Origin of the sequence: Streptomyces sp. NPDC091282 (assembly GCF_044757385.1) — a bacterium.
Classification (GTDB): Bacteria; Actinomycetota; Actinomycetes; order Streptomycetales; family Streptomycetaceae; genus Streptomyces; species Streptomyces gramineus.
This window is the reverse complement of the sequence record NZ_JBIVUX010000007.1, coordinates 180,016-206,914: the sequence shown is the minus strand read 5'-3', so window position 1 is coordinate 206,914 and position 26,899 is coordinate 180,016. Positions and strand designations below refer to the sequence as shown.

Genomic DNA, 26,899 nt, shown 5'->3' with positions numbered 1-26,899 from the left:
GCCGACGGACCGTCACGACGCGCCGTGCATCAGCCATACGGCGTCATCCGGCCGTTGGGCCGGCGGTCTCCCGCCGGTCACCACCGCAGCCCTACGATCGGCCGGCATCCAAGGGCGAAGGTCAGGAGAGCGCTCATGAACACGAACGGTTCGGACGAGCGGACACAGGTGAACGGCACGACCGGACGGCGGGCCCTGCTCGGCGCCGCGGTGCTCGGCGCGGGCGGAGCGGTCCTCGGACTGCCCGGCGCGGCCAGAGCGGCCGAGGCCCGGCAGTCCGGCCACGGCCACGGCGGCCTCAAGAGCCTGCCGAAGCCGACGATCATCGGCCACCGCGGAGCCAGCGGCTACCGCCCGGAGCACACCTTCGGCTCCTACGAGCTGGCGCTCGACCTCGGCGCCGACATCGTCGAGGCCGGCGACCTCGTCCCCACCAGGGACGGCCACCTGGTCTGCCGCCACGAGCCGGAGATCGGCGGCACCACGGACGTCGCCGACCACAAGGAGTTCGCCGGCCGCAGGACCACCAAGGTGCTGGACGGCGTCCCCACCACCGGCTGGTTCACCGAGGACTTCACGCTCGCCGAGCTGAAGACGCTGCGCGCGATCGAGCGCATCCCGGCCAACCGCCCGCACAACACGCTCTACAACGGCCACTGGGAGATCCCCACCTTCGAGGAAGTCCTCAAGTGGCAGGACGAGCAGACCCGCAGGCGCGGCCGGCAGGTCTGGATCTACCCCGAGACCAAGCACCCCACCTACTTCCGCAAGCTGGGCCTCGGTCTCGAGGAGCGCGTGGCCAAGCTGCTGCGCAAGTACGGCAAGGACAAGCGGAACTCCCCGGTCATCCTGCAGTCCTTCGAGCCGACCAGCATCCAGCGCCTGAACACGCTCGTCGACAACCCGCTGGTCGTCCTGCTGTCCGCGGCGAACACCCAGCCCTACGACTTCGTCGCGACCGGCGACCCGCGCACCGTCGCCGACCTGATCACGCCGAAGGGCCTGCGGGAGATCGCCGGCTACGCGCAGGGCATCGGCCCGACCCTGGACCTGGTCATCCCCAAGGACGCGAACGGCGACTTCACCACGCCGAGCACGCTGGTCGCGGACGCCCACAAGGTGGGCCTGATCCTGCACCCGTACACCATGCGCAACGAGAACCCCTTCCTGCCGCCGGCCTACCGCAAGGGCAGCGACGTCACCGGGTACGGCAACGTCTTCCCGGTCTTCCAGGCGTACTTCGAGACCGGCATCGACGGCGTCTTCTCGGACAACGCCGACACCGCGGTCCTCGCCCGCGAGGCCTTCGTCAACGGCTGAGCCACCGCACCCCGTTCGGGGTGTCCCGCGGCCGCCCCGGCAACCTCGCCCGGGGCGGCCGCGTCGTTCCGCATGTGACGGACGACCTGGTTGCCGCCCTGCGCCCCCTGCTCACCGCCGAGGCCTCGGCCGAGGCACACGCCTGCGGAAGCGACCCCGGCGACCTGGAACAGACCGTCTGGCTACGCCTCCTGGAGCGGCTGGAGACCCACGGCCCGCCCCGGTCCCCGGCGGACTGGCTGCGCAGGGCCGTCCGCGCCGAGTCCCGCCGCACCCGCCGCACGGCACACCGCGAACGCCCCTACGGCACCGAACCCACCGACCCCGCCGCGCCCACGCCCGAGCAGCGCGCCGTCGCCGCTGCCCGGCACCGCGCCCTGCGCGAGGCGGTCGCCCGCCTCCCCGGCCGCTGCCCCCGCCTCCTCGCCGCCCTGTTCTCCCCGGAGGACCTGACATACCGGGAGATCGCGGGGGAGTTGGGTATCTCACAGGGAAGTCTGGGACCGGAACGTTCCAGATGTCTGGGATGTCTGCGCAGATTGCTGGCGCCGGAGGTTGCGTCCCGCGAAGCGCGGGGATAGGAGTGAGAACAACAGGCGATCAGGTGAGCGGGAGGCGTGCGCACATGGGCATGAGCGTGACCATCTCGGTGGCGACCGAGCAGGACGCGGAGCAGATCTTCAGGCTCCAGTACCTGTGCTTCCAGAGCGAGGCGGCGCTGTACGGCAACTACCGCATCGACCCGCTCGTCCAGAGTCTCGACTCGGTCCGCCGGGAACTCGCGTCCGACTGCGTCTTCGTCGCGCGGCTCGGCGAGGAGGTCGTCGGCTCGGTCCGCGGCTCGGTCACCGAGGACGGCGCCGCCGCCATCGGCAAACTCTGCGTCCACCCGCGGCTCCAGGGCCACGGCATCGGCGCCCGGCTGCTGCGCGCGGCCGAGGGCGCGCTGGAGGAGGAGCGCGGCGCCAAGCGGTTCCGCCTCTTCACGGGCCACCGCAGCGAGGGCAGCCTGCGCCTGTACCGCCGGGTCGGCTACGAGACGGTGGGCACCTCCGAGGGCGCGGACGGCGTCACGATGATCGTCCTGGAGAAGCCGGCCGGCACGTACGCGACGACCGCCTAGCCCTTCGGCGTCCCGTTCCTGCGCAGCCAGTACAGCGCGGAGAGGGGCAACAGCACCGGGATGAACACGTACCCCATCCCGTAGTCCGACCACACGGTCGCGTCCGGGAACGCGGACGAGTCGACCAGGGTCCACGTACCCACGATCAGCACCCCCGCGAGTTCGGCGGCGCAGCACACCTGCGCCGCCCGGCGCGCGGTCTCGCCGCCCCGCACCAGCGTGTACGTGATGAACGCGTACACCAGACCTGCCACCGCCGACAGCGAGTACGCGAGCGGCGCCCGGTCGAACTCGGTCGCGATCTGGTAGACGGACCGCGACACCGCGCCGACGACCATCACGCCGTAGAACCACACCAGAAGCGTGCCCGGCCCGCTGGTGAGCCGCTTCGGGCCCTGCTCCACGGTCGTCATCTCACCCTCCCCAGATGTCATAGAGCCGCACCTCCAGCACGGCCAGCACCACACCGCCCGCCGCGACCGTCACGGAACCCCACCGGGTCCGCTCGGCCAGCGACATGAACCCCGCCGCCGGGACGCACGCGAAGGCGCCCAGCAGATACGACACGAAGATCGTCGTGCCCTGCGCCGGCTTGTCGCCCCCGGCCAGCAGCACGATCCCGGCCACCAGCTGGATCACCGCCAGCACCGACACCACGGCCATCCCGATGAAGTGCCAGTCCTTCGTCGGCTGGTCCCGGTACGCGGCCCAGCCGCACCACGCGGCGAGCAGCAGCGCGGCGACTCCGGTCACCAGCAACAGGGCATTGAGCATGCGGCGACCTTATTACGGCGGAAACGGGCCCACGCCGTCGCCCCTGCTCAACGCCGTAGGGTCGAGGTCATGACGATCCACGCACAAGCCCTGCTCTTCGACAACGACGGCACCCTGGTCTCCTCCCTCGACTCCGTGGAGCGCTGCTGGGCCCGCTGGGCGGCGGAGTACGGCGTCACGGACGGGTACGCCCGAGTCGAACTGCACGGCAGGACCGCCGCGGACATCGTCGCCGACCTGCTCCCCGCCCACCTCGTCCCGGAGGCCGTCGCCCGCGTCGAGCAGCTGGAGGTGGAGGACGTGCCCAACGGCGGCGTCCGGCTGCTGCCCGGCACCGTGGCCCTCCTGGACGCCCTGCCCGCCGAGCGCTGGGCCGTCGTCACCTCCGCCACCCGCCGGCTCGCCGAGGCCCGCCTGGACGCGGTCGGGATCCGGCCCAAGACGCTGATAGCCGCCGACGACATCACCCGCGGCAAGCCCGACCCGCAGCCCTACCTGCTCGCCGCCCGCCGGCTCGGCGTCGACCCGGCCCGCTGCGTGGTCTTCGAGGACGCTCCGGCCGGCCTCCAGGCGGGCCGCGCCGCCGGGATGACCACCGTGGCGTTGGCCACAACCCACCCGGCGCACGAGCTGGACGCGGACCTCGTGGTGCCCGACCTCTCGGCCTTGTCGGTACTGGTCACCGACCACCTCGTGGAGATCTCCGCACGCCGCTGACCCCTGTCCGCCGCTGTCCAGCATGCGGACAGCGGCGGCCTGTCAGGACCGTCGGTCTGGTTTACTGATCGCATGACCACGACGAGCGAACGCACCCCTGCGACCGAGGCGACCATGACGCCCGGTGCTCGTTGTATGTGTCGAATGTGCGCCTGTTAGAGGGCCCCCGCACCACCCCAGAGCCTCGCGCCCCGAAGCGAGCCGCCGCCGTGGCCCGTCCGTACGCCCTGAGCCGTACGTGACCCGGCTGCCCCGCGCACATTTTCCCTCCCGTACCAGGGCACACCCACGCCCGCGTACTCAACAGTGACGGAATCCCAGTGATCACGACAACGGGCCTGACCAAGGTCTACCGCTCCCGCGGCCGTGAGGTCACCGCCCTCGACGGCGTCGATCTGCACGTCCGCGAGGGCGAGGTGTACGGCGTCATCGGACAGTCCGGCGCCGGCAAGTCCTCGCTCATCCGCTGCGTCAACCTCCTGGAGCGTCCCACCGCCGGCACCGTGACCGTCGACGGCCTGGACCTCACCGCCCTCGCCGGACGCGGTCCGCGGGCCGGCCGGGAGCTGCGGCAGGCGCGCAGCCGTATCGGCATGGTCTTCCAGCACTTCAACCTGCTCTCCTCCCGGACGGTCCAGGACAACGTCGAGCTGCCGCTCGAAATCCTCGGCATGTCTGGGAAGGAACGTTCCAGCAAGGCGCTGGGGCTGCTCGACCTGGTCGGTCTCGCCGACAAGGCGAAGGCCTACCCGGCCCAGCTCTCCGGCGGCCAGAAGCAGCGCGTCGGCATCGCCCGCGCGCTCGCCGGCGACCCGAAGGTGCTGCTCTCCGACGAGGCCACCAGCGCCCTCGACCCGGAGACCACCCGCTCCATCCTGCAGCTGCTGCGCGACCTGAACCGGCAGCTCGGCCTGACCGTCCTGCTCATCACGCACGAGATGGACGTCGTGAAGTCGATCTGCGACTCGGCCGCCCTCATGGAGAAGGGCCGGGTCGTCGAGTCCGGGACCGTCAGCGAACTCCTCGGCACCCCGGGGTCCGAACTGGCCTCCGCGCTGTTCCCGGTCGGCGGCGAGGCCTCCGGCGACGACCGCACCGTCCTCGACGTCACCTTCCACGGCGAGGCCGCGACCCAGCCGGTCATCTCCCAGCTCTCCCGCACCTACAACATCGACATATCGATCCTCGGTGCCGCCATCGACACCGTCGGCGGCCTCCAGATCGGCCGGATGCGCATCGAACTGCCCGGCCGCTACGAGGACAACGTGGTGCCGATCGGCTTCCTGCGCGAACAGGGCCTGCAGATCGACGTGGTGGGCCAGGAGCCCGTGCTGGTGAAGGAAGGTGCCAAGTGAGCTGGTCCGAGATGCAGCCGCTGCTGTCCCAGGCGTGTTGGGACACGCTCTACATGGTCGGCTGGTCCACGCTGATCGCCGTCGTCGGCGGACTCCCGCTCGGCGTCCTGCTCGTCCTCACCGACCGCGGCGGACTGCTGCAGAACGTGCTGGCCAACAAGGTCATCGGGCAGGTCGTGAACATCGCCCGCTCGATGCCGTTCATCATCCTGATGGTCGCGCTGATGAACTTCACGCGCTCGCTCACCGGGACGACCATCGGCCGCGAGGCCGCCATCGTGCCGCTCGCCATCGGCGCGATCCCGTTCTTCGCGAGGCTGGTCGAGACGGCCGTCCGCGAAGTGGACGGCGGGCTGGTCGAGGCCGTGCAGTCGATGGGCGGCAACACCTGGACCGTCGTGCGCAAGGTCCTCGTGCCCGAGTCGCTGCCCTCGCTGATCTCCTCCACCACGACCACCATCGTCGCGCTCATCGGCTACTCGGCGATGGCCGGCACGGTCGGCGCCGGCGGCCTCGGCGACATCGCGATCCGCTACGGCTACCAGCGCTTCGAGACCGAACTGATGTGGATCACGGTGGCGATCCTCGCCGTCGTCATCTCCCTCATCCAGTTCGCCGGCGACTTCGCCGCCCGGTCCCTGCACCGCCGCGGCGGCCACTCCGGGCCCGTGCCGAGGCTGCGGCTGCTGAAGGCCGCCACGGCCACCGGCAAGACCGTCTGAGCCCTCCGGGCCCCCTCCGGATTTCCCCGCACCACCCACCGCGGGGTCGCTCCACCCTTAAGGAAAGGCACTTTTCGTGCGTAACACCGCCAAACTCACCGCCGCCGTCCTCGCCGCCGGAACGCTCGCCCTCGGGCTCACCGCCTGCGGCTCGGACAAGGACTCCGCCGCCGCCGACTACAGCGGTCCGCTCGTCGTCGCCGCGAGCCCCACCCCGCACGCCGAGATCCTGAACTACGTGAAGGACAACCTGGCGAAGAAGGCCGGACTCGACCTGGAGGTGAAGGAGTTCCAGGACTACATCGTGCCGAACACGGCGACCGAGGACGGTTCGGTGGACGCCAACTACTTCCAGAACCAGCCGTACCTGGACGACTTCAACAAGAAGCGCGGCACCCACATCGTGCCCGTCGTCACGGTGCACCTGGAGCCGCTCGGCCTCTACTCCCACAAGGTGAAGAGCGCCGACGCGCTGAAGAGCGGCGCGACCGTGGCCGTCCCGAACGACGCGGTGAACGAGGCGCGTGCCCTCAAGCTGCTGGCCGCCAACGGGCTCATCACCCTCAAGGACGGCGTCGGCACCGAGGCGACCCCGCAGGACATCACCAAGAACCCGAAGAACCTGAAGTTCAAGGAGGTCGAGGCGGCCCAGACCGCGCGCTCCCTGGACGACGTCGACGCCGCCGTCATCAACGGCAACTACGCCATCTCGGCCGGCATCAAGCCCGCCAAGGACGCCCTCGTCCTGGAGTCCGCGAAGAACAGCCCGTACGGCAACTTCCTCGCCGTGAAGAAGGGCAACGAGAAGGACCCGCGGGTGAAGAAGCTCGCCAAGCTCCTCACCTCGCCCGAGGTCAAGAAGTTCATCGAGGACAAGTACCAGGGCTCGGTCATCCCGTCCTTCTGAGGTTCTTTCCGGCGGCACGTATACGGCGTATCGCCACGCACGGGCCCCACTCGCTCACCGCGGGTGGGGCCCGTCGTCCCGTTCAGTGGTTTCATGCTGCATGCTGGGCAGTTCGCACACCCTGCAGGATTTCCGAAGGTTACGGAGTGGCGCATGACTAGCACCTTCCCCAACATCTCCATCAGCACGGAGCGGTTGGTGCTGCGCGCCCTCGACGAGGACGACGTGCCCGCACTGACCGACATGATGAACGACGAGCAGGTGGGCGTCTGGACCGGCGTCCCGCAGCCGTACGGCGAGGACAGCGCCCGGCGCTGGATCACCGACCACGCCCCCGCCGAGCGGCTCGCCGGCCGGGGCGTGGACCTCGCGGTCACCGAGTTCCTCACCCAGCGCCTGGTCGGCGTCATCCGGCTGGCCAAGGCCGACTGGCGCATCCGGTCCGCCGAGTTGTCGTACATCGTCGCGCCCTGGGCACGCGGCGAGGGCTACGCCTCCGAGGCCGCGCTCGCCACCGCCCAGTGGTTCTTCGGCGACCAGAAGTTCGAGCGCATCGAGCTGCGCACCGCCGCCGACAACACCGCCGCCCAGCAGGTCGCGCAGAAGATCGGCTGCATCAGCGAGGGCGTGCTGCGCAACGCCTGCATAGTGCACGTCCGTACCGAGGACGGCACCTGGGCGGACATGCGGACCGACTACATCGTGTGGAGTCTGCTCCCGGAGGATCTGGAGGGCGGCGGCGGGGATCTCGGCGGCGACGACGGCTTCACCTCCTGGAACTGACGACGGCGGGGCCCGCCCCGTCATCCGCCCGACAACTGCACCAGGTACCCTCACGGAGCCCGCCACGGGCACCGGCCCCTGACGACCTGCGACATCCCTGGAGACTGACGACGATGGCCGACCGGGTCACGGTGATCGGCTGGGACGGCTCGCCGCTGACCGCCGCGGGACGCGGGGCGCTCGGCGCCGCCACGCTCGTCGCGGGTGCGGCCCACCATCTCGCCCTCCCCGACGTGCCACAGACCGCCGAACGCATCCGCCTCGGCAGCGTGGGCCTCGCGGCCCGCCGCATCGCTGGCCACCGCGGCACCGCGGTGGTCCTCGCCGACGGCGACCCCGCCTTCTTCGGGGTCGTACGGACCCTGCGCGCGCCGGAGTTCGGGCTGGAGGTCGAGGTCGTCCCCGCCGTGTCCTCGGTGGCGGCCGCGTTCGCCCGCGCCGGCATGGCCTGGGACGACGCGCAGGTGGTCGTCGCGCACCGGCGCACCCTGCGACGCGCGGTGAACGTGTGCCGCGCCCACCCCAAGGTCGCCGTCCTCACCTCGCCAGGCGCCGGTCCTGCCGAACTCGGCCTGCTGATGGAGGGCGTCCACCGCACCTTCGTCATCTGCGAGGAACTGGGCACCGACCGCGAGCAGGTGAGCGTCGTCACCTCCGACAAGGCCGCCGACCACAGCTGGCGCGACCCCAACGTCGTCATCGTCGTCGGCGGCTCGTCCGCGGCGGTGCCGGCGGGCGAGGGCACCGGCTGGATCGCCGGGCGGGACCCGGCGGCCGGTCCGCGCGGCTGGGTGCAGCCCGACGCGGCCTACGGCGAGGGAGTCGTGCTCGGCGAAGGGGAGACGGATCTGCTGCGGGCCGCCCAACTCGCCCGGCTCGGCCCGCGGGTGGGGGACCTGGTCTGGGACATCGGCTGCGGCAGCGGGGCGTTCGCCACCGACGCGGCCCGTGCCGGGGCCGCCGTCATCGCCGTCGACCGGGACCTCGCGGCCTGCGTGCGCAGCGACGCGGCCGCCCGCGGGTTCGGCGTCCAGCTCCAGATCGTGCACGGCGATGCTCCGCACGTCCTGGAGAACCTGCCCGAACCGGACGTCGTCCGGGTCGGCGGCGGCGGAGCGGCCGTGGTCGGCGCGGTCGCCGACCGGCGTCCGCAGCGCATCGTCACGCACGCCGCCACCCGCGACGCGGCCGAACTCATCGGACGTGACCTGACCGAGCACGGATATCAGGTCGAATGCGCCCTCCTGCAGTCCGTGGAACTCGACACCAGGGCCTGGACGGAGACCGAGCGGAACGTAGCGTTCCTGCTCAGCGGCGTACTGCCCGACCGTGCCCCGTGATCCTGTTGTCATATTGCGCGCGGTAGGCTGGCCGATCGCTGCACCGCACCGGTGGCCCGGAAATTCGTTCGTCAATATCCGGAAAACGCGCTCCTTTTGGGGCGGGTGTGGTACGGCAGAACCGGGGACGCGCAACGTGGCGCAGTCCACAGCGGGCTGTCGCGGATCACGCTGCCGCGACGGTCGAACGGCCGGGACAATGCCACTGAATGGCTTTGTCGCCTTTTCCGGCGGGTCGTTCGTGCCGCTGGGCACGCACGCTCGTTCTTCACTGCGAGGCGGTCGGTGCGCCGCCCCGAGCGAGCTGGTCGTAGAAGGCACTAACCGATGGGCGAGGGGTACGCATGACGGACACCGGCCAGGTCCCGGGCGAGGGACTGCCGGAGAGCGCAGGCATGGTGGAACAGCCGGGCGTCCCCGCCCACGGCGCGTACACCTACCTCTCCGAGTCGCCCGCCGAGGACGAAGACCTGCTGCTCCCCGGCGCACAGGGGGCCTGGGGCAATGAAGTCCCGCCGCCGCCCCCGGAGCCGGTCGTCGAGACCGTCCACGAGCCGGGCCCGCACGAGACGGACGGGCGCAACAGCGGCTCGGTCGACCTGACCGCCGTCCGGCTGCCCAACTCGGTGCCGGCGTCCCCGATCCTGTCGGTGCCGCACGACCCGGCCACCGCACCGGCCCCGCGCCGCCCGCTGCACCTCGGCCCGCCGATCCCCGACGCCTCCGCCAGCCCGGTCCGCTCGCTCGCCGACCGCGGCCCGGCCGGCGCACCGGCCGCCCGCCAGCCCGGCCTGCCGACGCCCGGACCCGAATACCTCGACGCCCAGCCGCAGGCCGAGGCCGCGCCGCAGCCCGCCGCGCCCTGGGGAGCACCGCAGGCCGCCCCGCACACGGCCGTCCAGCAGGCGCCGCCGGTGGCACAGGTGGCCGCACAGGCCCCGGCTGCCGAAACGGTTGTTCCGGCCGCCCCGGCACCCGAGGCGGTACCCGCCCCGGCACCCGTCGCCGTCGCGGCCGCCGCCCCCGCGCACCCGGCGGTCGCCACCGCCGTCACCGCGGAGCAGCAGGCCCCGGCCGGTCCCGGAGTCTGGCCCGAGAGCGCGTACGGCCCCGAGGGCGCGGCCCAGGCGTCCGAGGCGGGACCCGCGATGCCCGCGGCCGCGCCCGCGGCGCCCTGGGCTGCCGCGGCACCGGACGCCGCTCCGGCCCCGCTGCCCGAGCCCGCGCCGCCGGTCGCGGAAGCCCCGCAGGCCGGGCTCGTCCCGCCGGTCCCGGACGCCCCGCAGCCCGCGCCGGTCCCGCTGGCCCAGGAGGCGCCGCAGCCTTCGGCGGAGCAGGAGGCGGCGCCCGGTGCCGGCCCTGCTCCCGACGCGGCGGCCGAGCCCGTGGGCCCGCCGGCGGACGCGGTGGCCGTGGAACCGGCCGCCACGGCCGAGCCGGCGCAGCCCCTGCCCGTCCCGCCCGCGCCGCCGGTCGCACCGGAGCCCGAGGCCCCGGAACCCGCCGCCGAGCAGGTCGCGGCGCCCGTCGCGCCCGAGCCGCTCCCGGCGCCGGAGCCGGTCCTGCCCGAGCCGGTCCCGGCCCCGCAGGCCGTCCCGGCGCAGCCCGCCGAGGAGATCGCCGAGGCGCCCGCCCCCGAGGCCGTCGCCGAGACCCCGCAGCCGCCGGAGCCCCTGGCCGCCCCCGGCCCCGAGCAGCCCGCGGTCCCCGCGGGCTTCCCGGCCGCTGCCGTCGTACCGCAGGCCGAGCCCGCCGTCGCCCCCGAGACGCTGCCCGCCCAGCCGCCCGCCGGCCCCCAGATCCAGGACGCGGCGCCCGAGGCCGGGCCCGAGGAGACCGACGCGCCCCAGGAGCCCATGGCCGCCGAAGCCCCCGCGCACCCGGCGCCGGGCCAGCCCCTGGGCGAGTTCGTCGCCGTCGACGGCCTGGTCCCGACCACCCCGCACCTCGCCCCGACCCCGCCGCACCCGCTCGTCCTGCCCGCCCAGGACCAGGGCGAGAACGCGCCGGAACAGGCCGCCACTGTGCCCGCCCCGCGCGAGGCCGAGCCCGGCCCGCAGGCGGAGCCCCGCCCCGACGTCGTCCAGCACGCGGAGGACCTGGAGACCAGGGCCGCCGAGCAGGAGGAGAGCACGGCCCCCGCGGCGGAAGCACCGCAGTCCACCGGCCCGGCCGCGCCCGCCTACGACGACGCCGAGCGCGAGGCCGTCCTCAAGGTCATGCGCGAGCGCCGGGACATCCGCAACGGCTTCCGCGGCGACCCCATCCCGCACGAGGTGCTGCTGCGCGTCCTGGAGGCCGCCCACACCGCGCCCTCCGTCGGCCACTCCCAGCCGTGGGACTTCGTGGTGATCCGCTCGGCGGACACCCGCCGCTCGATGCACGAACTGGCCATGCGCCAGCGCGACGCCTACGCCAAGTCGCTCCCCAAGGGCCGCGCGAAGCAGTTCAAGGAACTGAAGATCGAGGCCATCCTCGACACCCCGGTCAACATCGTCGTCACCGCCGACCCCACCCGCGGCGGCCGCCACACCCTCGGCCGGCACACCCAGCCGCAGATGGCGCCCTACTCCGCGGCCCTCGCCGTCGAGAACCTCTGGCTCGCCGCCCGCGCCGAGGGCCTCGGCGTCGGCTGGGTGAGCTTCTTCGACGAGCGCGAGATGGTCCGCGCGCTGGGCCTGCCCGAGCACCTGGAGGTCATCGCCTACCTGTGCGTCGGGTACGTCGACGAGTTCCCGGACGAGCCCGAGCTGATGCAGGCCGGCTGGTCCAAGCGGCGCCCGCTGTCCTGGGTGGTCCACGAGGAGACCTACGGCCGCCGCGCCCTGCCCGGCGAGGACCCGCACGACCTGCTCGCCGAGACCGTCGCCGGGATCCGCCCGCTGGACGCCAAGGCGCTCGGCGAGGCCTGGGAACGGCAGAAGCGGATGACCAAGCCGGCCGGTGCGCTCGGCATGCTGGAGATCATCTCCGCCCAGCTGTCCGGCCTGTCCCGGCAGTGCCCGCCGCCGATCCCGGAGCCCGCGGCCGTCGCGATCTTCGCCGGCGACCACGGGGTGCACGCCCAGGGCGTCACCCCCTGGCCGCAGGAGGTCACCGCGCAGATGGTGGCCAACTTCCTGGGCGGGGGAGCGGTCTGCAACGCGTTCGCCTCCCAGGTGGGCGCCGAGGTGTGCGTGGTGGACGTCGGTGTCGCCTCCGAGCTCCCGGCCACGCCCGGCCTGCTGCCCCGCAAGGTCCGCGCGGGCACCTCCGACATGACGACCGGCCCCGCGATGACCCGCGAGGAGGCCAAGCAGGCCATCGAGGTCGGCATCGAGACCGCCCGCGACCTGGTGGCCGCCGGCAACAAGGCGCTGCTGACCGGCGAGATGGGCATCGCCAACACCACGGCGTCCGCCGCGCTCATCTCCGTCTACACCGGCGCCGATCCCGCCGAGGTCACCGGCCGCGGCACCGGCATCAACGACGAGACGCTGGCCCGCAAGACCGAGGTCGTCCGCCGCGCCCTGGACCTCCACCAGCCGGACCCGGCCGACCCCATCGGCGTCCTCGCCGCGATCGGCGGCTTCGAACACGCCGCGATGGTGGGCCTGTTGCTCGGCGGCGCGTCCCTGCGCACCCCGGTGATCCTGGACGGCGTCAGCGCCGGTGCCGCCGCCCTGGTGGCCCGCGCGATCGCCCCCGAGGTCCTCGCCGCGTGCATCGCCGGCCACCGCAGCGCGGAGCCCGGCCACGTCGCCGCCCTCAACAAGCTGGGCCTGCGCCCCCTGGTCGACCTCGACCTGCGCCTCGGCGAGGGCACGGGCGCGCTGCTGGCCCTGCCGCTGGTGCAGAGCACGGCGCGGGCCATGCACGAGGTGGCCACGTTCGACTCGGCGGGCGTGACCGAGAAGTAGCACGGGAGCACGGGAGCACCGCACGGGCCGGGAGCCGGTCCCGGCCGCGCGGTGCGCCCCGGACCGGTTCCGGCCCGTGCGGCACGCCGTGCCCCGTGCCGGTCCCGGCCGGGACTGACTCCGCGTGCCGTCCGCGACCGGAGGTCGGCTGCGGACCGTGCGCGTCCCGGCCGTGCGCGTCCCGGCCGTGCGCGGGCGTTCCGCGCGGCGGAGCGGACGGCCGCCGGGGCGGGCCGGACACCCGTGCGGGCCGTACGTCCGCACGCGGCCGCCGGGCCCACCGCGGGGCACCGGAGTCCGCCCGGCTCCGGGCGCCGTCCCGCCGTATCCGCCCGGCCCGTAAAATCTGCACGTCAGGGCATCGCATCGCCGCCACACCAGGGAGTCGCACCCTCATGGCCGAACACCCCGCCTACCCCGTAGGCCTCCGCCTCACCGGCCGCAAGGTGGTCGTGCTCGGCGCCGGTCAGGTCGCCCAGCGCCGGCTCCCCGCGCTCATCGCGGCCGGCGCCGACATCACCCTCGTCTCGCCCCGGGCCACCCCCTCCGTCGAGGCGATGGCCGACGCCGGCGAGATCACCTGGGCCAGGCGGCCCTACCGGGACGGCGACCTCGCCGACGCCTGGTACGCCCTCATCGCCACCGACGACGCCGACGCCAACAACGCCGCCTCCGCCGAGGCCGAGCGGCACCGCGTCTGGTGCGTCCGGTCCGACGACGCCGACCGGGCCACCGCCTGGACCCCGGCCACCGGCCACAGCGAGGGCGTCACGGTCGCCGTGCTCACCACCGACGCGCGGGGCCGCGACCCCCGCCACACCGCCGCCGTCCGGGACGCGGTCGTCGAGGGCCTGCGCGACGGCACCCTGGTCGCCCCGCACCACCGCACCCGCACCGCGGGCGTCGCCCTGGTCGGCGGCGGCCCCGGCGACCCCGACCTGATCACGGTCCGCGGCCGCCGCCTGCTCGCCGAGGCCGACGTGGTGATCGCCGACCGCCTCGGCCCGCGCGACCTGCTCGCCGAACTCCCGCCGCACGTCGAGGTGATCGACGCGGCGAAGATCCCGTACGGCCGCTACATGGCCCAGGAGGCCATCAACAACGCCCTGATCGAGCACGCCAAGCGGGGCAGGTCGGTCGTACGGCTCAAGGGCGGCGACCCCTACGTCTTCGGCCGGGGCATGGAGGAGGTCCAGGCGCTCGCCGAGGCCGGGATCCCCTGCACGGTCGTGCCCGGCATCTCCAGTTCGATCTCGGTCCCGGGCGCGGCCGGCATCCCGGTCACGCACCGGGGCGTCGCGCACGAGTTCACCGTGGTCAGCGGCCACGTCGCACCGGACGACGAGCGCTCGCTCGCCGACTGGCCGTCCCTCGCGAAGCTCACCGGGACCCTGGTGATCCTGATGGGCGTCGACAAGATAGGCCGGATCGCCGAGACCCTGGTGGCCCACGGCAAGTCCCCGGACACCCCGGTCGCGCTGGTCCAGGAGGGCACCACCGCGGCCCAGCGCCGCGTCGACGCGACCCTGGCCACGGTGGCGGAGGTGGTCCGCGCGGAGGACGTGAAGCCCCCGGCGGTCATCGTCGTCGGTGAGGTCGTGAACGTCGGCCCGCTCCCGTCCGCCGGACGCACACCGGCGTAACCCCGGGTAACACAACCCGTCCCAGCCCGTTGGCACCACACCCAGGACAAGGCAGTATCACCCTGTGGCCGATCTCATCACCGTCGAGGACCCCGACGACCCGCGCCTGCGTGACTACACGGGCCTGACCGACGTCGAGTTGCGCCGCAAGCGCGAACCGGCGGAGGGCCTGTTCATCGCGGAGGGCGAGAAAGTCATCCGCAGGGCGAAGGACGCGGGCTACGAGATGCGTTCGATGCTGCTCTCGGCCAAGTGGGTCGACGTCATGCGCGATGTCATCGACGAACTCCCGGCCCCCGTCTACGCGGTCAGCCCGGAGCTTGCCGAGAAGGTCACCGGCTACCACGTGCACCGCGGCGCGCTCGCCTCCATGCAGCGCAAGCCGCTGCCGACGGCGGCCGAACTGCTGCGCACCACCCGCCGGGTCGTCGTCATGGAGTCGGTCAACGACCACACCAACATCGGCGCGATCTTCCGTTCGGCGGCGGCCCTCGGCATGGACGCGGTGCTGCTCTCCCCGGACTGCGCCGACCCCCTCTACCGCCGCAGCGTGAAGGTCTCGATGGGCGCGGTCTTCTCCGTGCCGTACGCCCGTCTCGACACCTGGCCCAAGGGGCTCGACTCGGTCCGCGAGGCCGGGTTCACGCTGCTCGCCCTCACCCCGGACGAGAAGGCCCGCAGCCTCGACGAGGCCGCGCCGCACCGCATGGACCGGGTGGCGCTGATGCTCGGCGCGGAGGGCGACGGCCTCTCCACCCAGGCCCTGGTCGCCGCCGACGAATGGGTCCGCATCCCGATGTCCCACGGCGTCGACTCGCTCAACGTCGGCGCGGCGGCGGCGGTCGCCTTCTACGCGGTGACCGCGGGCCGCCCGCAGGACTAGGCTCGCGAACCGCGCTACTCCCTGGCGGCCGCAGGCTGCCCGGACACGGTCCCGCCGGGGACGCCCATGGAGTGCGCGGGGCCGGAACAGCCCTGGGCCAGCGCGATCCCCAGCGCCACCAGCAGCGTCACCACGACGAACACGAACAGCCGCTGGCGCAGCAGCCGGGGGTTGGCCGGACGCCGTCCGGTGCCCGTGGGGCGCGGTGCCGGACGGCCGGTGCCGCTGCGCGGCCCGGACCGGTTCGCGCCGGCGCCCGACGGCCTGCCGCCGTTGCCGCGCGCTCCGGACGTGGGACGCGAGCCACCCGGACGGGACGGCGCACCGCCGTTCGGCCGGGGGCCGCTGCCGCCGCGCGAGGGCGCGTTGCCCCGCACCGGCGTGCCCGGCGAGGAGTGCGGCGGGCGGCGCTGGATGCGCTGCGACTCCGGGTAGGTCTCCGCGAGCCGCCCGGTGGGCCGGTCCGCCTCCGCGGCACGCGGCGCCGGCGGCCGTACGTCCGGCAGGCCCTGCGCCTCGCGGGCGGCGATCTCCTTCAGCCGGAGCGACAGCTGCAGCGTGCTCGGCCGCTCCTCCGGGTCCTTCGCCAGGCAGGCCCGCACCAGCGGGGCCAGCGCGTCCGGGACACCGTGCAGGTGCGGCTCCTCGTGCACCACGCGGTAGAGCATCACCTCGGAACTGCCGTGCCCGAAGGGCGAGTCGCCGGTCGACGCGTACGCCAGCGTGGCGCCCAGCGAGAAGACGTCCGTGGCCGGCGTGACGGCCGCCCCGCGCACCTGCTCGGGCGCGAGGAACCCGGGGGAGCCGACGGCCGTACCGACGTGCGTGAGGGTGGAGGCGCCGGTGGCCCAGGCGATGCCGAAGTCGATGATCCGCGGCCCCTTCGGGGACAGCAGGATGTTGGACGGCTTGAGGTCCCGGTGGACGACCCCGGCCTCGTGGACGGCGACCAGGCCCTCGGACAGCGCCGCCCCGACCGCCGCCGCGTCCGCCGCGATCAGCGGGCCGTCGTCGGCGACCTTGTCGTGCAGCGAGGGCCCGGGAACGTACTGGGTGGCGAACCACGGCCGCTCGGCCTCCAGGTCCGCGGCGACCAGCCGGGCCGTGCAGCCGCCCCGGATCCGCCGGGCCGCCGAGACCTCACGGGCGAACCGCGACCGGAACTCCTGGTCCTCCGCCAGGTCGGGCCGGATGACCTTCAGCGCGACCCGCTGCCCCTTCTTGTCGGAGCCCAGGTAGACCACGCCCATGCCGCCGGCGCCGAGCCTCCGGTGAAGCCTGAACGAGCCGACGACGCGCGGGTCCTCGCGCCTCAGGCGCATCATCGCCATGTTCATCCCCGCTGCCCGGTCCGTGTGACGTGGCACAGCTTACGTTTCCACGGCCGCCCGCGCGCAGAGGCCGCGCCCTCTCGGCCCGACGGATTGTCAGTGCCGGGTGGGAGACTTGAGGAGTGGTCAGGAAGGCGCCGCAATGGGCGCCTTTGACCGCATGTCCGCTCCAACAAGCCGTCACAGAAGGGGGATTGAGGCTGTGAAGGGTGACCGGGTGGAGATAGTCGTGGACGCCGGTGACACGACCCGCACCTACGAGGTGGTGGCCAGCAGGGCGGGCCGCCGGGTCGAGACGGCGGTGCGACGAGGGGTGGTGGAAGTGAGCGAAGTCACGCGAAACGGCAGTGTTGTCCGTACGGCCCGATTCATGGCGACCCGGGTGCTCGCCCTGGTCGAGCAGCCCGTGCCCCGCGAGGACAGCTCGGAAAAACCGGGAAGGACCGGGCACCCCCTCCGGGAAGACCCCGAGGCCCAGGACGAGGCGTAGGACTCGTCTCCACCCAGGGGAGTAGAGCGCAGGTCACGGCTCATCCTCTCGGAGGCCCGGGATTCGGTACGAGGGCATGACGTCCCCGGGACGCCCCGCCCCTAGATTTGAGGTCAAGCGGCGGGTGCAGCACTCGTCCCCCGAGGTCAGACACCCGCCGCTGCCAACGACAACTGAACGGTCAGGAGAGGGACCATGGCTCTTGCGGCACAGCGGACACGCACCACCCGCCCCCGCCGGCAGGGCCGCCGCCACCCTTTGGTGGCGACGCTGATGGCCCTTCCCCTGGCGGCCCTGCTCCTGCTCGTCTTCGACGGCTGGGAGACGGTGGCCACACAGGCGTCGTCCGTGGGAGTGATGCTGGGGCGCTGAGCGGCGACCTCAGGCCCGGAAGAGCGGTCCGGGCGGGGACATCCACCCATGAAACCCCGTGGGGACGGGGGTGCGGCGGACGGCACAAATGCCGGCGCAGCTGGGGAGCTGCGCCGGCATTGCTTTTCCCCGGCACCGGCCGCCCGGCACCGGCGCCCGCGCGCCGCCCGAGAGCGGTGCCCCGGCCACCCGGACCCCTGCGCACCGCGCCCGCGTACCCTCACCGCAGCACAGCCGCACCTCCCGGGGGACCCATGACCGCAGACGTACTGCCTCAGCTGACCGCCGAGGTCAGGGCCGCCGCCCACCCCGGCGCGGCCCCCTGCACCTGCGGCACCACCACCCTCGCCGACCGTCCCGACACCACGGTCCTGCGCCACGCGGAGACCGTGGCCAAGGCCCACGCCCCCGGCACCGACCCCGCCGACCTGGCCCGCCGCCTGGCCACCGCCGCCCATCTGCCCGGCCTCCTCCTCGCCCCGCTCACGGCCACCCCCGCGACCGTGCTCGGCACCCGTCCGGTCACCCTCTGGCCGTACGGCCGTCCCGTGGACCCCGACGCCCCGGACGCCGCTCCCTGGGAGGCCGCCGCCACCCTCCTCGCCCGCCTGCACCGCACTCCGCCGCTGCCCGCCACACCCGTGATGCGCGGTCCCGCCAAGGCCGCCCACGCGATCGCCCGCCTGCGCCGCGCGCTCGCCGCCGCGCCGGGACACCCCGCCGCCGCGCCCGTCCTGCGTGCCTGGTCGGCGCTGCCGGCCTGGGCGCGCGCCGACGCCCCGATGCCCGGTGCACCCGCCCTCTGCCACGGCGACCTGCACCTCGGCCAACTGGTCCGGCATCCGGCACCTGACGGTCCCTGGCGGCTCATCGACGTCGACGACCTCGGCGTCGGCGTCCCGGCCTGGGACCTGGCCCGCCCCGCCTCCTGGTACGCCTGCGGCCTGCTCCCGCCCGAGGAGTGGACCCGCTTCCTGGCCGCCTACCGCGCGGCCGGCGGCCCGGCCGTACCGGAGGACGGCGATCCGTGGCCGGCCCTGGACGTGCCGGCCCGCGCCCTCACCGTGCAGACCGCGGCCCGCTACCTGGCGAAGGCGCTCGCTGCGGACCGGGCCTTGGACGAGGTCGAGCGGTCCCTGATCGACGCTTGTGCCCGTATGGCCCCGTAATGTCCCCGGCGCCCGCCCGGTTGGGCCTCGATTTCCCGAAGTAGGGTGCAACCGACCGGGGTCGGACGGAGTCTGTCCTGGGAGAACGTGAAGCAGTTCTGACCGGCGAGGAGTTGAGCCGACCATGCAGTGTCCGAAGTGCCATGCGCCGATGCACACCTACAACCGCAACGGCGTCCAGATCGAGCAGTGCAGCGGCTGCCGGGGCATCTTCCTCGACTACGGCGAGCTGGAGGCGCTGACCCAGATGGAGGCCCAGTGGGCGAAGCCGGTCCCGCCGGCCCCGCAGGCCTACCCGGCGCCGCCGGCACCGGCCTGGGGCGCCCCGCAGCAGCACCACGGCGGTCACTACGGCGGCCACGGCGGCCACCACGGCGGGCATCACGGTCACAAGAGCTGGGCCCACATGCTCTTCTCCAGCTGAGACCACGAAGAAGCCCCCGGCCGTACGAGACGGCCGGGGGCTTCCTGCTGCGGTGTGGACGATACTGGGATTGAACCAGTGACCTCTTCCGTGTCAGGGAAGCGCTCTCCCGCTGAGCTAATCGTCCTCGGGACCGCGATCCGAAGATCACGGGCACTGCGTGCGCGATACTGGGATTGAACCAGTGACCTCTTCCGTGTCAGGGAAGCGCTCTCCCGCTGAGCTAATCGCGCGGGACAGATCCAGAGCCTCGCGGCCAGGATCCAGTGGACGATACTGGGATTGAACCAGTGACCTCTTCCGTGTCAGGGAAGCGCTCTCCCGCTGAGCTAATCGTCCTTGGAGGTGGAGACGGGATTTGAACCCGTGTAGACGGCTTTGCAGGCCGTTGCCTCGCCTCTCGGCCACTCCACCAGGAGTGTAGGGGATCGGGAAGACCCCTCATTCCTTCGAGCGGACGACGAGGCTCGAACTCGCGACCTCAACCTTGGCAAGGTTGCGCTCTACCAACTGAGCTACGTCCGCCTGTCGTTTCGGTCCGCTCTCGCGGCCCGGCGACGTGTTGAACTCTAGCGGATTCCGGGGCCAGCACAAAAACGCGTTTGCGCAGCGTGCTGCGCCTGACCCGGCGGACCACGTGGTCAGGGGCGCCTCGACGACATGCCCGGGTCACCCCCAGGACACCCGCCATAGACTCGACGACGTGCTCCATCACCCTCCTCTCGCCCGGTTCGGCGCCCGTCTCGCCACCGGCCTCCTCGATGTCACCAGCGATCCGGCGGCCCTGGACAGCGCCGGTTTCTGGGCCGTGTGCGCCGACTTCGAGGGCCGGCTCACCTGCGCCCGGTTCGGCGACGTACGGGAGGAGGCGGTGCCCGCGCCGGTACCGGGGCGGTGGCGCGGACCGGCCCTCGGTGACTGGACGTCGTCCCTCGACCGCGCCGCGTACACGAGCGCGGTGCGCCGGATCCGTGCGCACATCGCGGCCGGTGACGTCTACCAGGCCAACCTGTGCCGCGTGCTCTCCGCGCCGGTCGCCCCGGACGCGGACGTCGACGCCCTGACCGCGCTGCTGGCCCGCGGCAACCCGGCGCCGTACGCAGGAACGATCCGGCTGCCCGGACAGGGCGTGGAGGCGGCCACCGCCTCGCCCGAGCTGTTCCTGCGCCGGACGGGACGGACCGTGGAGAGCGGGCCGATCAAGGGCACCGGACGCACCGAGGCGGACCTCCTGGAGAAGGACTACGCCGAGAACGTGATGATCGTCGACCTGGTCCGCAACGACATCGGGCAGGTCTGCGCCGCCGGCTCGGTGACCGTCCCCGACCTGTGCGTGGTGGAGAAGCATCCCGGCCTCGTCCACCTGGTCTCCACGGTCCGGGGCGAGCTGTCGGCGGACGCGGGATGGGCGGAGCTGCTGGCCGCGGCCTTCCCGCCCGGATCCGTCACCGGCGCGCCGAAGTCGAGTGCCCTGCGGATCATCGAGGAGCTGGAGACCGCGCCGCGCGGCCCGTACTGCGGCGGCATCGGCTGGGTCGACGCGGACCGGGGCGTCGGCGAGCTGGCCGTGGGCATCCGCACCTTCTGGATCGACCGGGACGCGGGCGAGCTGCGGTTCGGAACCGGCGCCGGCATCACCTGGGGGTCCGACCCCGAGGGGGAGTGGCGGGAGACCGAGCTGAAGGCCGCCCGGCTGCTCGCGGTAGCGTCGGGTGCGTACCACCTGAACGAAGGGGATCTCCGGTGAAGATCTGGCTGGACGGCGGGCTGCGGGAAGCCGAGGAGGCGCGTGTCTCCGTGTTCGACCACGGGCTGACCGTGGGGGACGGCGTCTTCGAGACGGTGAAGGCGACCGAGGGCCGGCCTTTCGCGCTCACCCGGCACCTCGACCGGCTGAGCCGCTCGGCCCGCGGCCTCGGCCTGCCCGACCCGGACCACGACGAGGTGCGCGGGGCCTGCGAGGCGGTGCTGGCCGCCAACCCGATGCCGCTGGGCCGGCTGCGCATCACCTACACCGGCGGCCACGGCCCGCTCGGCTCCGACCGCGGTGACCGCGGACCGACCCTCCTGGTCGCCGTCTCGGAGAGCGACCGCCGCGCCGACACCACCGCCGTCATCACGCTCCCGTGGACGCGCAACGAGCGCGGCGCGGTCACCGGCCTGAAGACCACCTCGTACGCCGAGAACGTGGTCGCCCTGGCCCGCGCCCGCCAACACGGCGCCTCCGAGGCGCTGTTCGCCAACACCGTCGGCCGGCTCTGCGAGGGCACCGGCTCCAACGTCTTCGTCGTCCTGGACGGCGAGATCCACACCCCGCCGCTCGCCTCCGGCTGCCTCGACGGCATCACCCGCGCCCTGGCGGTCGAGTGGACCGGCGCGAAGGAGACCGACCTGCCGCTGGACGTCCTGGAGCGGGCCGACGAGGTCTTCCTCACCTCCACCCTGCGTGACGTCCAGGCCGTGCACCGGGTCGACGACCGCGAACTCCCCGGCACGCCGGGCCCGGTCACCGCGAAGGCGATGCGGATCTTCGACGAGCGGTCGGGGCACGACCTGGATCCGTGAGCGGCCCGCTCCGGTGACGTCGGCGGCCCGTTCCGGCGACGTGCCCGCGCCTTGACGGGACGTGCGACGCCTTAATGAGCTGACGCGGGAGTCCGTGACGGGTAGAACACCTCTGATGACCACCACCCTGCGGCCGGCCGAGCCGCTCCAGCACGATGCCGACGGGGCGCGATCGCGCCGGTACCAGGTATGCGTGAACAGCCGTCCCGTCGGCACGGTCCACCTCGCCATGAGCCCGGACGCCGAGGACCCGGTGGGCCGGATCCTCGACCTGGGCATCGAGGAACCGGACCGCCGGCGCGGCCGGGGCACGGTCGCCGCGCTCGCCGCGGAGGAGGTGCTGCGCGGCTGGGGGTGTAACCGGATCGAGGTGTCGGTGCCCGTGGAGGCGGAGGTGGCCCTGAGGGGGGCCGCCGCCCTCGGGTACCTGCCGCGCAACCGGCACATGCGGAAGGCGCTCGGCGACACCCCGCCCGCACTGCCCGACGGCAGCCGGGGGCGGCCCATGACGCCGGCGGAGTTCGGACCCTGGCGGGAGGCGCACCGGGAGGACTACGCGCGGAGCTGGACGGAGCGCGGGGTGCCCGAGGCGGCGGCCAGGGCCAAGGCGCTGCGGGACACCGCGACCGCGCTGCCCGACGGCCTGGCCTCCCCGGACATGGTCCTCAGCGTCCTGGAGCACGACGGGACCCCGGTCGGCTCACTCTGGACGGGCACCCGCGAGGACAGGGCCTTCGTCTTCAAGGTCGAGACCGACGCGCGCCACCGGGGCAGGGGCCACGGCCGCAGCCTGATGCTCCTCGCGGAGGCGCAGGCCATCGAGGCCGGCCACCCCGCGATCCTGCTGAACGTCTTCGCGGGCAACACCCCGGCCGAGCGGCTCTACGAGTCCCTCGGCTACGAGACGATCACCCACCACCTGTACAAGAACCTGCTCTGAGACACGGGTACGCGGGAATCCGCTCCGCCGCGGTTCAGGCGCGGAGCGGACGCGGGACGAGTCCGGGATCAGTCCCCGGCGGCCAGCAGCCGGTCCGCGATCTCCGTCACCCGCTCGCGCAGGCCTTCCTGGCTCTTGCCGCCGTCGAGGCGTTCACCGCCGATGACGTAGGTCGGGGTGCCGGTCACGCCGATGGCCTGGCCCTCGGCCTGGTCGGCGTCGACGATCAGGATGTGCCGGCCGTCGACCAGCGCGGTGTCGAACTCCTCGGCGTCCAGACCCAGTTCACGGGCGACCTCGACCAGGAACGGCTCGCCCTCGCGGTCCAGTTCCCCGACCCGGCCGAGGACCGCCTCGACGTACTCCCAGCCCTTGCCCTGCTCCTGGGCCTCCTCGGCGGCCTGCGCTGCGGCGAAGGCGTGCTTGTGCTTCTCCAGCGGGAAGTGCCGCAGCCGCAGCTCCAGCCGGTCGCCGTACCGGGCACGCAGGGCGCGGAGGTCGTCCAGGGCGTCGCGGCAGTCGGGACACTGGAGTTCGCACCAGACGTCGAGGACCGGGGCGCCGGGGCGCGCGGGGGAGTCGTTCATGGCGACCAGTCTTCCAGGCCGGACTGCGTCGACCCAATCGTGACGGTGGGCGGCGGCCGGTGGCGGGCAGTGATCAGGGCTCGTACCTGGGGTGGAGGCGACCCGGAGAGGACCCCGAGATGCCCCTGATTGTCAGGCCCGGGCATGGATCGCGAGGGGTCGGGCGGTGCACGATGGAGGGGGCGGGACGCAGCGTGCGTCCGCCGCCCCGCCCGCCCGAGCCCGCCAGGAGGACCGGATGATCGCCGAGACAGTCTGTTCCGCCGCGTCCGCGGCAGGCCTGGGCATCGCCGTGGTGACCGCCTACCGCAAGCGGTACCTGGCGGCGGTCAGGATCGCCGCCTACTCGCTCGTGCCCGTGGGCCTGGTCATGACGGGAGTGGTCGGCTGGCTCGCCGACACCGCCTTCAGCCCCACCGCCTGGGCGGGCTTCGGAGTGCTCGGCGTGGCCTGGCTGCTGTTCGCCTCCACGCGCGCCGTGGAGCGCCGGCGCGGCTCCACGCGGGCCGAGCGCAAGGCGGCCGCCCGCGGCGAGCGCGGGAACACCGTCGCCCCCACGGCCTCCGCCCCGTCGCTGGGCGCCGGCACCCGTCCGGCGGCCAAGCCCGCCGCCGCGCCCCGGAGCACCGGATCCGGCGACGACCTCAGCGACATCGAGGCCATCCTCAAGAAGCACGGCATATGACGCTCCGCGGGAGCGGGCCCGACGCTGGTCGGGCGGGTCTTCGGCGGATGTGTACGACAATCACCTGAGGCATTGAAACGACACAGTCGATCTCCCGCGTGCGCGGAAGCGTTCACCGGGCGGACGCAAGCGAACCGGACATCACGGAATCCGGCGAACTCCCGCCCATTCCGGGCGTGTTGATCGCGCGGCGGATGCCTGCTGGGTCATCATCGCCGCGAGATGCTGGACACGAAACAGAGCGAGGCCGCGCCGCCGAAGGACGAGCCGCGCGGGTGCCTCTTCGCCCTTTCCCAGCCACCGCTGATGATCTTCCTTGCGGTGATCGGGTGTCTGCTCCTCATGGCTGCGCTGCACGACCTGCTGTGGCTGTGAGCCGTACCCGCCCGTCCCGGCGCCACCCGCCGGGACAGGCGTCGGCATCGACGAACCCCAGGGCCCGCTCGCGACCGGCTCCTGCTCCTCTTCCCGTGCCAACCGGTCCCGGGGCGCCTGGACCGGCCGGCGGGCGGGCGGATGCGTCAGCCCGCCGACTCCTTGCGGCGGGCCCGGTAGGCGGCCACGTGCAGCCGGTTCCCGCAGGTCCTGCTGTCGCAGTAGCGGCGCGAACGGTTGCGGGAGAGGTCGACGAACGCGCGCCGGCAGTCCGGGGCCTCGCAGCGCCGCAGCCGGTCCTGCTCCCCGGCGACGACGAAGAACGCGAGCGCCATCCCGCAGTCGGCGGCGAGGTGGTCGGCCATCGAGGCGCCGGGTGCGAAGTAGTGCACGTGCCAGTCGTAACCGTCGTGGTCGGTGAGCTGCGGGGTGGTGCCCGCGGCCGCGACCAGCTCGTTGATCATCCCGGCGGCGACCCGGGCGTCCGGGGCGGCGAAGATCGCCGCGAACCGTCCGCGGACCCGGCGCACCGCCGACAGATCGAACTCGGAGAGCACGCCCACGCCGCTCATGTCGTGGTTTCGTACGAAATTGTGGAGCGCCGCGACATCGGGCAGCCCGTCCGGCGCCGTGTCGTCCTCCGGCGCGGTGTTCACCAGGTCCACCACGGCATCTAGGGAACACCGGGTGTCGTGGGTGATCAGCACGTTTCGCTCCCTGGCCTGAGGGTCGGGCGGGCGCCCGCCGATGGTGGCCGATCGTAGCGACATACGGCTCCACCGCACCGTGCTCTGCCCCACTCGTCGCCGTCCTGTAGAACGCGCACCGCCCGGCGGTGGTTCCCAGGACACGCGGACACACCGGAGCCGCCCCGTGACCTGACACGGTGCGGCACCGGTGCTGCCGTATGCGGTTGTCTAGGCCCGAGCCGTCTCCCCGAGTGGACGGCGCCGGGCGGCTTGGTGGGGCGTCGCCCTAGCTCTCCGCCAGAATGTGCGAGAGCTCCTGATCGAGATCGAAGTGCCGGTGTTCCGTGCCGGGCGGCACGGCGGCGTCAGTGCGCTTCAGGAAGGACTCCAGAGCCCGCGCCGGGGCTTCGAGCAGTGCTTCGCCCTCCGGAGAGCTCAGGGCGATGCACACGACGCCCTGACCGTGGCTGCGGGACGGCCAGACGCGGACGTCGCCGGTGCCGGTGGGGCGATGCAGCCCCTCGGCGAGGAGGTCGCGGGCGAACACCCACTCGACGGTCTCCTCGGCTCCGGTGTGGAAGGTGGCGTGCACGGCGTAGGGGTCGGCCGTGTCGTACCGCAGGCCTGCGGGGACAGGCAGGGATGACTCGCTCGACACAACGAGGCGCAGGTGCAGCTCGCAGCTGACCGTGGTGTTCATAAGCGCCAGGGCCTTTCGCTCAGTGTGCGCTCGGGGATTCGCACGTCGGCGAAATCGACATGCCACCTACGGTGCCGTTGTAAACCCCTCTGAGGGTTTTGCGTGTGTTTACGTAACTCTTCCGGCCGAGAAGATCGGCGCGATCTACGACCATTCCGGTGACCGGAATCGCTCAGGTAGGGTTTGGTCGTATGAATACGGGGAGTAACGAACCGGGCGAGGTCGCCGTGGCCTCGGACGGGAGCCAGGTGGACGGTACGGGGCCGGACGGGGCGCGTGACGAGCGGGGACTCGGATCGCGGGCGCCCGAGTTCGTCAGGGCTCGCCGAGTGCTGCACCTGAGCTGGCAGGTCGGGGTCTTCGCGCTCGGTCTGGCGGTGGTGGTCGTGGGCATCGTCCTGCTGCCGCTGCCCGGACCGGGCTGGGTGATCATCTTCGGCGGCATGGCGATCTGGGCGACCGAGTTCGTCTGGGCCCAGCTGGTGCTGCGCTGGACGAAACGCAAGGTCACCGAGGCGGCACAGAAGGCTCTCGACCCCAAGGTGCGCCGCCGGAACATCACGCTGACCGTGATCGGCCTCGTGGTCGTGGCCGGTCTGGCCGGGGTCTACCTCTCCCGGTTCGGCATAGTGATGCCCTGGAAGATCGAGGAGTGACACGGCCGGCGGCCCCGGCCCCGGCGCGACCCCGGAGACTGGTCGGGGGCACCCCCTGACATGGGGTAATGTTCTTCCTGCGTCCGGGCGATTAGCTCAGTGGGAGAGCGCTTCGTTCACACCGAAGAGGTCACTGGTTCGAACCCAGTATCGCCCACCCGGAACCACGGCCCACCTGCGAAACAGCAGGTGGGCCGCGGTCGTTTCCGAGGCGCTGCGGCGCTGCCCGTCCGCAGGCGGCGGCGCGATCGGCGGTGCGCGGGGGTGCCGGCGAGGCCGCGGGTGATCTTCGCGGACCGGCGGGCGGACGTGATCCGGCGCCCGGAGACCGTGGCCGTCCGAGGCCCCGAGGGGACGGAATGGTCGGAGGTGTCCACTCGCCGTCCGTCCCCGGAGCTGCCGAAATCGATCCCTCCGTGATCGGGCCACGGCCTCGCGGGCCCGCGCTTG

At 73.1% G+C, this 26,899-nt stretch carries 28 protein-coding genes and 6 tRNA genes; 23 read left to right on the top strand and 11 right to left on the bottom strand.

The genetic code is table 11. The annotated features are described in order from the left end of the window. Positions 1 to 135 precede the first annotated feature (135 nt). The 3 genes from ACIQOE_RS30505 to ACIQOE_RS30495 all read left to right on the top strand — a co-directional run bounded on the left by ACIQOE_RS30505 (position 136) and on the right by ACIQOE_RS30495 (position 2,443). Positions 136 to 1,320 carry a glycerophosphodiester phosphodiesterase gene (locus ACIQOE_RS30505; RefSeq protein ID WP_365558035.1) on the top strand — a complete coding sequence of 395 codons (1,185 nt, stop codon included), beginning with the start codon at positions 136 to 138 and terminating at the stop codon, positions 1,318 to 1,320. 74 nt (positions 1,321 to 1,394) lie between these two features. Further along, positions 1,395 to 1,901 carry an RNA polymerase sigma factor gene (locus ACIQOE_RS30500; protein ID WP_401414872.1) on the top strand — a complete coding sequence of 169 codons (507 nt, stop codon included), beginning with the start codon at positions 1,395 to 1,397 and terminating at the stop codon, positions 1,899 to 1,901. A 44-nt stretch (positions 1,902 to 1,945) separates the two neighbouring features. After that, complete coding sequence (locus ACIQOE_RS30495; RefSeq protein WP_351320757.1) at positions 1,946 to 2,443, top strand: GNAT family N-acetyltransferase; 498 nt, start codon at positions 1,946 to 1,948, stop codon at positions 2,441 to 2,443. Here ACIQOE_RS30495 and ACIQOE_RS30490 read toward each other — a convergent pair. Next, positions 2,440 to 2,856 (bottom strand): hypothetical protein, encoded by a 417-nt coding sequence (locus ACIQOE_RS30490; RefSeq protein WP_351320254.1) that lies wholly within the window; start codon positions 2,854 to 2,856, stop codon positions 2,440 to 2,442. The two genes, ACIQOE_RS30495 and ACIQOE_RS30490, sit on opposite strands and share 4 nt — an antisense overlap. A 1-nt stretch (position 2,857) precedes the next feature. Continuing rightward, positions 2,858 to 3,217, bottom strand: a complete 360-nt coding sequence (locus ACIQOE_RS30485) for a hypothetical protein (protein ID WP_351320253.1) — start codon at positions 3,215 to 3,217, stop codon at positions 2,858 to 2,860. 69 nt (positions 3,218 to 3,286) lie between these two features. Here ACIQOE_RS30485 and ACIQOE_RS30480 point away from each other — a divergent pair, with 69 nt between their 5' ends. From ACIQOE_RS30480 to ACIQOE_RS30440, 9 genes are all read left to right on the top strand, one after another. Next, positions 3,287 to 3,934 carry an HAD family hydrolase gene (locus tag ACIQOE_RS30480; RefSeq protein WP_401414869.1) on the top strand — a complete coding sequence of 216 codons (648 nt, stop codon included), beginning with the start codon at positions 3,287 to 3,289 and terminating at the stop codon, positions 3,932 to 3,934. 320 nt (positions 3,935 to 4,254) lie between these two features. Beyond that, entirely contained in the window at positions 4,255 to 5,289 is a 1,035-nt protein-coding gene (locus ACIQOE_RS30475) for an ATP-binding cassette domain-containing protein (protein WP_351320250.1), read from the top strand. Continuing rightward, complete coding sequence (locus tag ACIQOE_RS30470) at positions 5,286 to 6,011, top strand: methionine ABC transporter permease (protein ID WP_362643754.1); 726 nt, start codon at positions 5,286 to 5,288, stop codon at positions 6,009 to 6,011. The genes ACIQOE_RS30475 and ACIQOE_RS30470 overlap by 4 nt, the downstream gene beginning before the upstream one ends. 76 nt (positions 6,012 to 6,087) lie before the next feature. Continuing rightward, complete coding sequence (locus tag ACIQOE_RS30465) at positions 6,088 to 6,918, top strand: MetQ/NlpA family ABC transporter substrate-binding protein (protein ID WP_362643753.1); 831 nt, start codon at positions 6,088 to 6,090, stop codon at positions 6,916 to 6,918. 153 nt (positions 6,919 to 7,071) lie between these two features. Continuing rightward, on the top strand, positions 7,072 to 7,701 hold the full coding sequence (locus ACIQOE_RS30460) for a GNAT family N-acetyltransferase (RefSeq protein ID WP_365558048.1): 630 nt from the start codon (positions 7,072 to 7,074) through the stop codon (positions 7,699 to 7,701). Between the two features lie 113 nt (positions 7,702 to 7,814). Then, a complete protein-coding gene (gene cbiE, locus ACIQOE_RS30455; RefSeq protein WP_365558051.1) occupies positions 7,815 to 9,041 on the top strand; it encodes a precorrin-6y C5,15-methyltransferase (decarboxylating) subunit CbiE in 1,227 nt (408 codons plus the stop codon). Between the two features lie 344 nt (positions 9,042 to 9,385). Beyond that, positions 9,386 to 12,940, top strand: a complete 3,555-nt coding sequence (cobT, locus tag ACIQOE_RS30450; RefSeq protein ID WP_401414865.1) for a nicotinate-nucleotide--dimethylbenzimidazole phosphoribosyltransferase — start codon at positions 9,386 to 9,388, stop codon at positions 12,938 to 12,940. A 395-nt stretch (positions 12,941 to 13,335) separates the two neighbouring features. Further along, a complete protein-coding gene (cobA, locus tag ACIQOE_RS30445) occupies positions 13,336 to 14,583 on the top strand; it encodes a uroporphyrinogen-III C-methyltransferase (protein WP_351320238.1) in 1,248 nt (415 codons plus the stop codon). A 64-nt stretch (positions 14,584 to 14,647) separates the two neighbouring features. After that, the gene (locus tag ACIQOE_RS30440; RefSeq protein ID WP_362643748.1) at positions 14,648 to 15,466 is read left to right on the top strand and encodes an RNA methyltransferase; all 819 of its coding nucleotides are present in this window, start codon (positions 14,648 to 14,650) and stop codon (positions 15,464 to 15,466) included. 14 nt (positions 15,467 to 15,480) lie between these two features. On the opposite strand, the gene ACIQOE_RS30435 is transcribed toward ACIQOE_RS30440, so the two are convergent. After that, entirely contained in the window at positions 15,481 to 16,803 is a 1,323-nt protein-coding gene (locus ACIQOE_RS30435) for a protein kinase (RefSeq protein ID WP_401415080.1), read from the bottom strand. 196 nt (positions 16,804 to 16,999) lie between these two features. On the opposite strand from ACIQOE_RS30435, the gene ACIQOE_RS30430 reads away from it, so the two are divergent. The 4 genes from ACIQOE_RS30430 (at position 17,000) to ACIQOE_RS30415 (ending at position 19,252) form a co-directional block, all read left to right on the top strand. Beyond that, the gene (locus tag ACIQOE_RS30430) at positions 17,000 to 17,287 is read left to right on the top strand and encodes a hypothetical protein (protein ID WP_351320234.1); all 288 of its coding nucleotides are present in this window, start codon (positions 17,000 to 17,002) and stop codon (positions 17,285 to 17,287) included. Positions 17,288 to 17,482: 195 nt separating this feature from the next. Then, entirely contained in the window at positions 17,483 to 17,659 is a 177-nt protein-coding gene (locus ACIQOE_RS30425) for a hypothetical protein (protein ID WP_351320232.1), read from the top strand. A 254-nt stretch (positions 17,660 to 17,913) separates the two neighbouring features. Continuing rightward, entirely contained in the window at positions 17,914 to 18,828 is a 915-nt protein-coding gene (locus ACIQOE_RS30420) for a phosphotransferase (RefSeq protein ID WP_399012942.1), read from the top strand. 124 nt (positions 18,829 to 18,952) lie between these two features. Then, on the top strand, positions 18,953 to 19,252 hold the full coding sequence (locus ACIQOE_RS30415; RefSeq protein ID WP_362643746.1) for a zf-TFIIB domain-containing protein: 300 nt from the start codon (positions 18,953 to 18,955) through the stop codon (positions 19,250 to 19,252). Positions 19,253 to 19,307: 55 nt separating this feature from the next. Here ACIQOE_RS30415 and ACIQOE_RS30410 read toward each other — a convergent pair. The 5 genes from ACIQOE_RS30410 to ACIQOE_RS30390 form a co-directional block, all read right to left on the bottom strand. Then, positions 19,308 to 19,379: transfer RNA gene (locus ACIQOE_RS30410), tRNA-Val, on the bottom strand. 34 nt (positions 19,380 to 19,413) lie between these two features. Then, positions 19,414 to 19,485, bottom strand: a tRNA-Val gene (locus ACIQOE_RS30405). 34 nt (positions 19,486 to 19,519) lie between these two features. Then, a tRNA-Val gene (locus tag ACIQOE_RS30400) sits at positions 19,520 to 19,591 on the bottom strand. A 1-nt stretch (position 19,592) separates the two neighbouring features. Next, positions 19,593 to 19,666, bottom strand: a tRNA-Cys gene (locus ACIQOE_RS30395). Positions 19,667 to 19,704: 38 nt separating this feature from the next. Beyond that, positions 19,705 to 19,777, bottom strand: a tRNA-Gly gene (locus ACIQOE_RS30390). A gap of 178 nt (positions 19,778 to 19,955) precedes the next feature. Between ACIQOE_RS30390 and ACIQOE_RS30385 the strand changes: the two genes are divergently transcribed. The 3 genes from ACIQOE_RS30385 (at position 19,956) to ACIQOE_RS30375 (ending at position 22,757) form a co-directional block, all read left to right on the top strand. Beyond that, the gene (locus ACIQOE_RS30385; RefSeq protein WP_401414861.1) at positions 19,956 to 20,999 is read left to right on the top strand and encodes a chorismate-binding protein; all 1,044 of its coding nucleotides are present in this window, start codon (positions 19,956 to 19,958) and stop codon (positions 20,997 to 20,999) included. Further along, a complete protein-coding gene (locus tag ACIQOE_RS30380; protein WP_401414859.1) occupies positions 20,996 to 21,817 on the top strand; it encodes an aminotransferase class IV in 822 nt (273 codons plus the stop codon). The genes ACIQOE_RS30385 and ACIQOE_RS30380 overlap by 4 nt, the downstream gene beginning before the upstream one ends. Positions 21,818 to 21,932: 115 nt before the next feature. After that, positions 21,933 to 22,757, top strand: coding sequence for a GNAT family N-acetyltransferase (locus ACIQOE_RS30375; RefSeq protein WP_401414857.1), 825 nt, complete (start codon positions 21,933 to 21,935; stop codon positions 22,755 to 22,757). 68 nt (positions 22,758 to 22,825) lie between these two features. Here the strand turns inward: ACIQOE_RS30375 and ACIQOE_RS30370 are convergent, their stop codons facing one another. Next, entirely contained in the window at positions 22,826 to 23,344 is a 519-nt protein-coding gene (locus ACIQOE_RS30370) for a DsbA family protein (RefSeq protein ID WP_362643742.1), read from the bottom strand. 238 nt (positions 23,345 to 23,582) lie between these two features. Between ACIQOE_RS30370 and ACIQOE_RS30365 the strand changes: the two genes are divergently transcribed. Together ACIQOE_RS30365 and ACIQOE_RS30360 are read left to right on the top strand one after the other, a co-directional pair. Continuing rightward, entirely contained in the window at positions 23,583 to 24,029 is a 447-nt protein-coding gene (locus ACIQOE_RS30365) for a hypothetical protein (protein WP_401414855.1), read from the top strand. Positions 24,030 to 24,251: 222 nt separating this feature from the next. Beyond that, the gene (locus ACIQOE_RS30360; protein WP_167450005.1) at positions 24,252 to 24,404 is read left to right on the top strand and encodes a hypothetical protein; all 153 of its coding nucleotides are present in this window, start codon (positions 24,252 to 24,254) and stop codon (positions 24,402 to 24,404) included. 146 nt (positions 24,405 to 24,550) lie between these two features. Here ACIQOE_RS30360 and ACIQOE_RS30355 read toward each other — a convergent pair whose 3' ends face one another. Together ACIQOE_RS30355 and ACIQOE_RS30350 are read right to left on the bottom strand one after the other, a co-directional pair. After that, positions 24,551 to 25,111 carry a CGNR zinc finger domain-containing protein gene (locus ACIQOE_RS30355; protein ID WP_351320217.1) on the bottom strand — a complete coding sequence of 187 codons (561 nt, stop codon included), beginning with the start codon at positions 25,109 to 25,111 and terminating at the stop codon, positions 24,551 to 24,553. Positions 25,112 to 25,379: 268 nt separating this feature from the next. Continuing rightward, the gene (locus ACIQOE_RS30350) at positions 25,380 to 25,793 is read right to left on the bottom strand and encodes an SsgA family sporulation/cell division regulator (RefSeq protein ID WP_004002642.1); all 414 of its coding nucleotides are present in this window, start codon (positions 25,791 to 25,793) and stop codon (positions 25,380 to 25,382) included. 191 nt (positions 25,794 to 25,984) lie between these two features. Here ACIQOE_RS30350 and ACIQOE_RS30345 point away from each other — a divergent pair, with 191 nt between their 5' ends. Then, positions 25,985 to 26,449: a TIGR02611 family protein gene (locus tag ACIQOE_RS30345; protein WP_351320215.1), complete on the top strand. Its 465-nt coding sequence runs from the start codon at positions 25,985 to 25,987 to the stop codon at positions 26,447 to 26,449. A gap of 85 nt (positions 26,450 to 26,534) precedes the next feature. Beyond that, positions 26,535 to 26,606, top strand: a tRNA-Val gene (locus tag ACIQOE_RS30340). Positions 26,607 to 26,899: the final 293 nt, after the last annotated feature.

Bases quoted from the DNA above. Each gene is read 5' to 3' on its own strand.
- ACIQOE_RS30460 (WP_365558048.1), top strand. From the start codon at position 7,072: ATGACTAGCACCTTCCCCAACATCTCCATCAGCACGGAGCGGTTGGTG.
- ACIQOE_RS30435 (WP_401415080.1), bottom strand. From the start codon at position 16,803: ATGAACATGGCGATGATGCGCCTGAGGCGCGAGGACCCGCGCGTCGTC.
- ACIQOE_RS30495 (WP_351320757.1), top strand. From the start codon at position 1,946: ATGGGCATGAGCGTGACCATCTCGGTGGCGACCGAGCAGGACGCGGAG.
- ACIQOE_RS30490 (WP_351320254.1), bottom strand. From the start codon at position 2,856: ATGACGACCGTGGAGCAGGGCCCGAAGCGGCTCACCAGCGGGCCGGGC.
- ACIQOE_RS30485 (WP_351320253.1), bottom strand. From the start codon at position 3,217: ATGCTCAATGCCCTGTTGCTGGTGACCGGAGTCGCCGCGCTGCTGCTC.
- ACIQOE_RS30425 (WP_351320232.1), top strand. From the start codon at position 17,483: ATGGCTCTTGCGGCACAGCGGACACGCACCACCCGCCCCCGCCGGCAG.
- ACIQOE_RS30415 (WP_362643746.1), top strand. From the start codon at position 18,953: ATGCAGTGTCCGAAGTGCCATGCGCCGATGCACACCTACAACCGCAAC.
- cobA (WP_351320238.1), top strand. From the start codon at position 13,336: ATGGCCGAACACCCCGCCTACCCCGTAGGCCTCCGCCTCACCGGCCGC.
- ACIQOE_RS30375 (WP_401414857.1), top strand. From the start codon at position 21,933: ATGACCACCACCCTGCGGCCGGCCGAGCCGCTCCAGCACGATGCCGAC.
- ACIQOE_RS30365 (WP_401414855.1), top strand. From the start codon at position 23,583: ATGATCGCCGAGACAGTCTGTTCCGCCGCGTCCGCGGCAGGCCTGGGC.
- ACIQOE_RS30480 (WP_401414869.1), top strand. From the start codon at position 3,287: ATGACGATCCACGCACAAGCCCTGCTCTTCGACAACGACGGCACCCTG.
- ACIQOE_RS30505 (WP_365558035.1), top strand. From the start codon at position 136: ATGAACACGAACGGTTCGGACGAGCGGACACAGGTGAACGGCACGACC.
- cobT (WP_401414865.1), top strand. From the start codon at position 9,386: ATGACGGACACCGGCCAGGTCCCGGGCGAGGGACTGCCGGAGAGCGCA.
- cbiE (WP_365558051.1), top strand. From the start codon at position 7,815: ATGGCCGACCGGGTCACGGTGATCGGCTGGGACGGCTCGCCGCTGACC.
- ACIQOE_RS30350 (WP_004002642.1), bottom strand. From the start codon at position 25,793: ATGAACACCACGGTCAGCTGCGAGCTGCACCTGCGCCTCGTTGTGTCG.
- ACIQOE_RS30370 (WP_362643742.1), bottom strand. From the start codon at position 23,344: ATGAACGACTCCCCCGCGCGCCCCGGCGCCCCGGTCCTCGACGTCTGG.
- ACIQOE_RS30345 (WP_351320215.1), top strand. From the start codon at position 25,985: ATGAATACGGGGAGTAACGAACCGGGCGAGGTCGCCGTGGCCTCGGAC.
- ACIQOE_RS30360 (WP_167450005.1), top strand. From the start codon at position 24,252: ATGCTGGACACGAAACAGAGCGAGGCCGCGCCGCCGAAGGACGAGCCG.
- ACIQOE_RS30420 (WP_399012942.1), top strand. From the start codon at position 17,914: ATGACCGCAGACGTACTGCCTCAGCTGACCGCCGAGGTCAGGGCCGCC.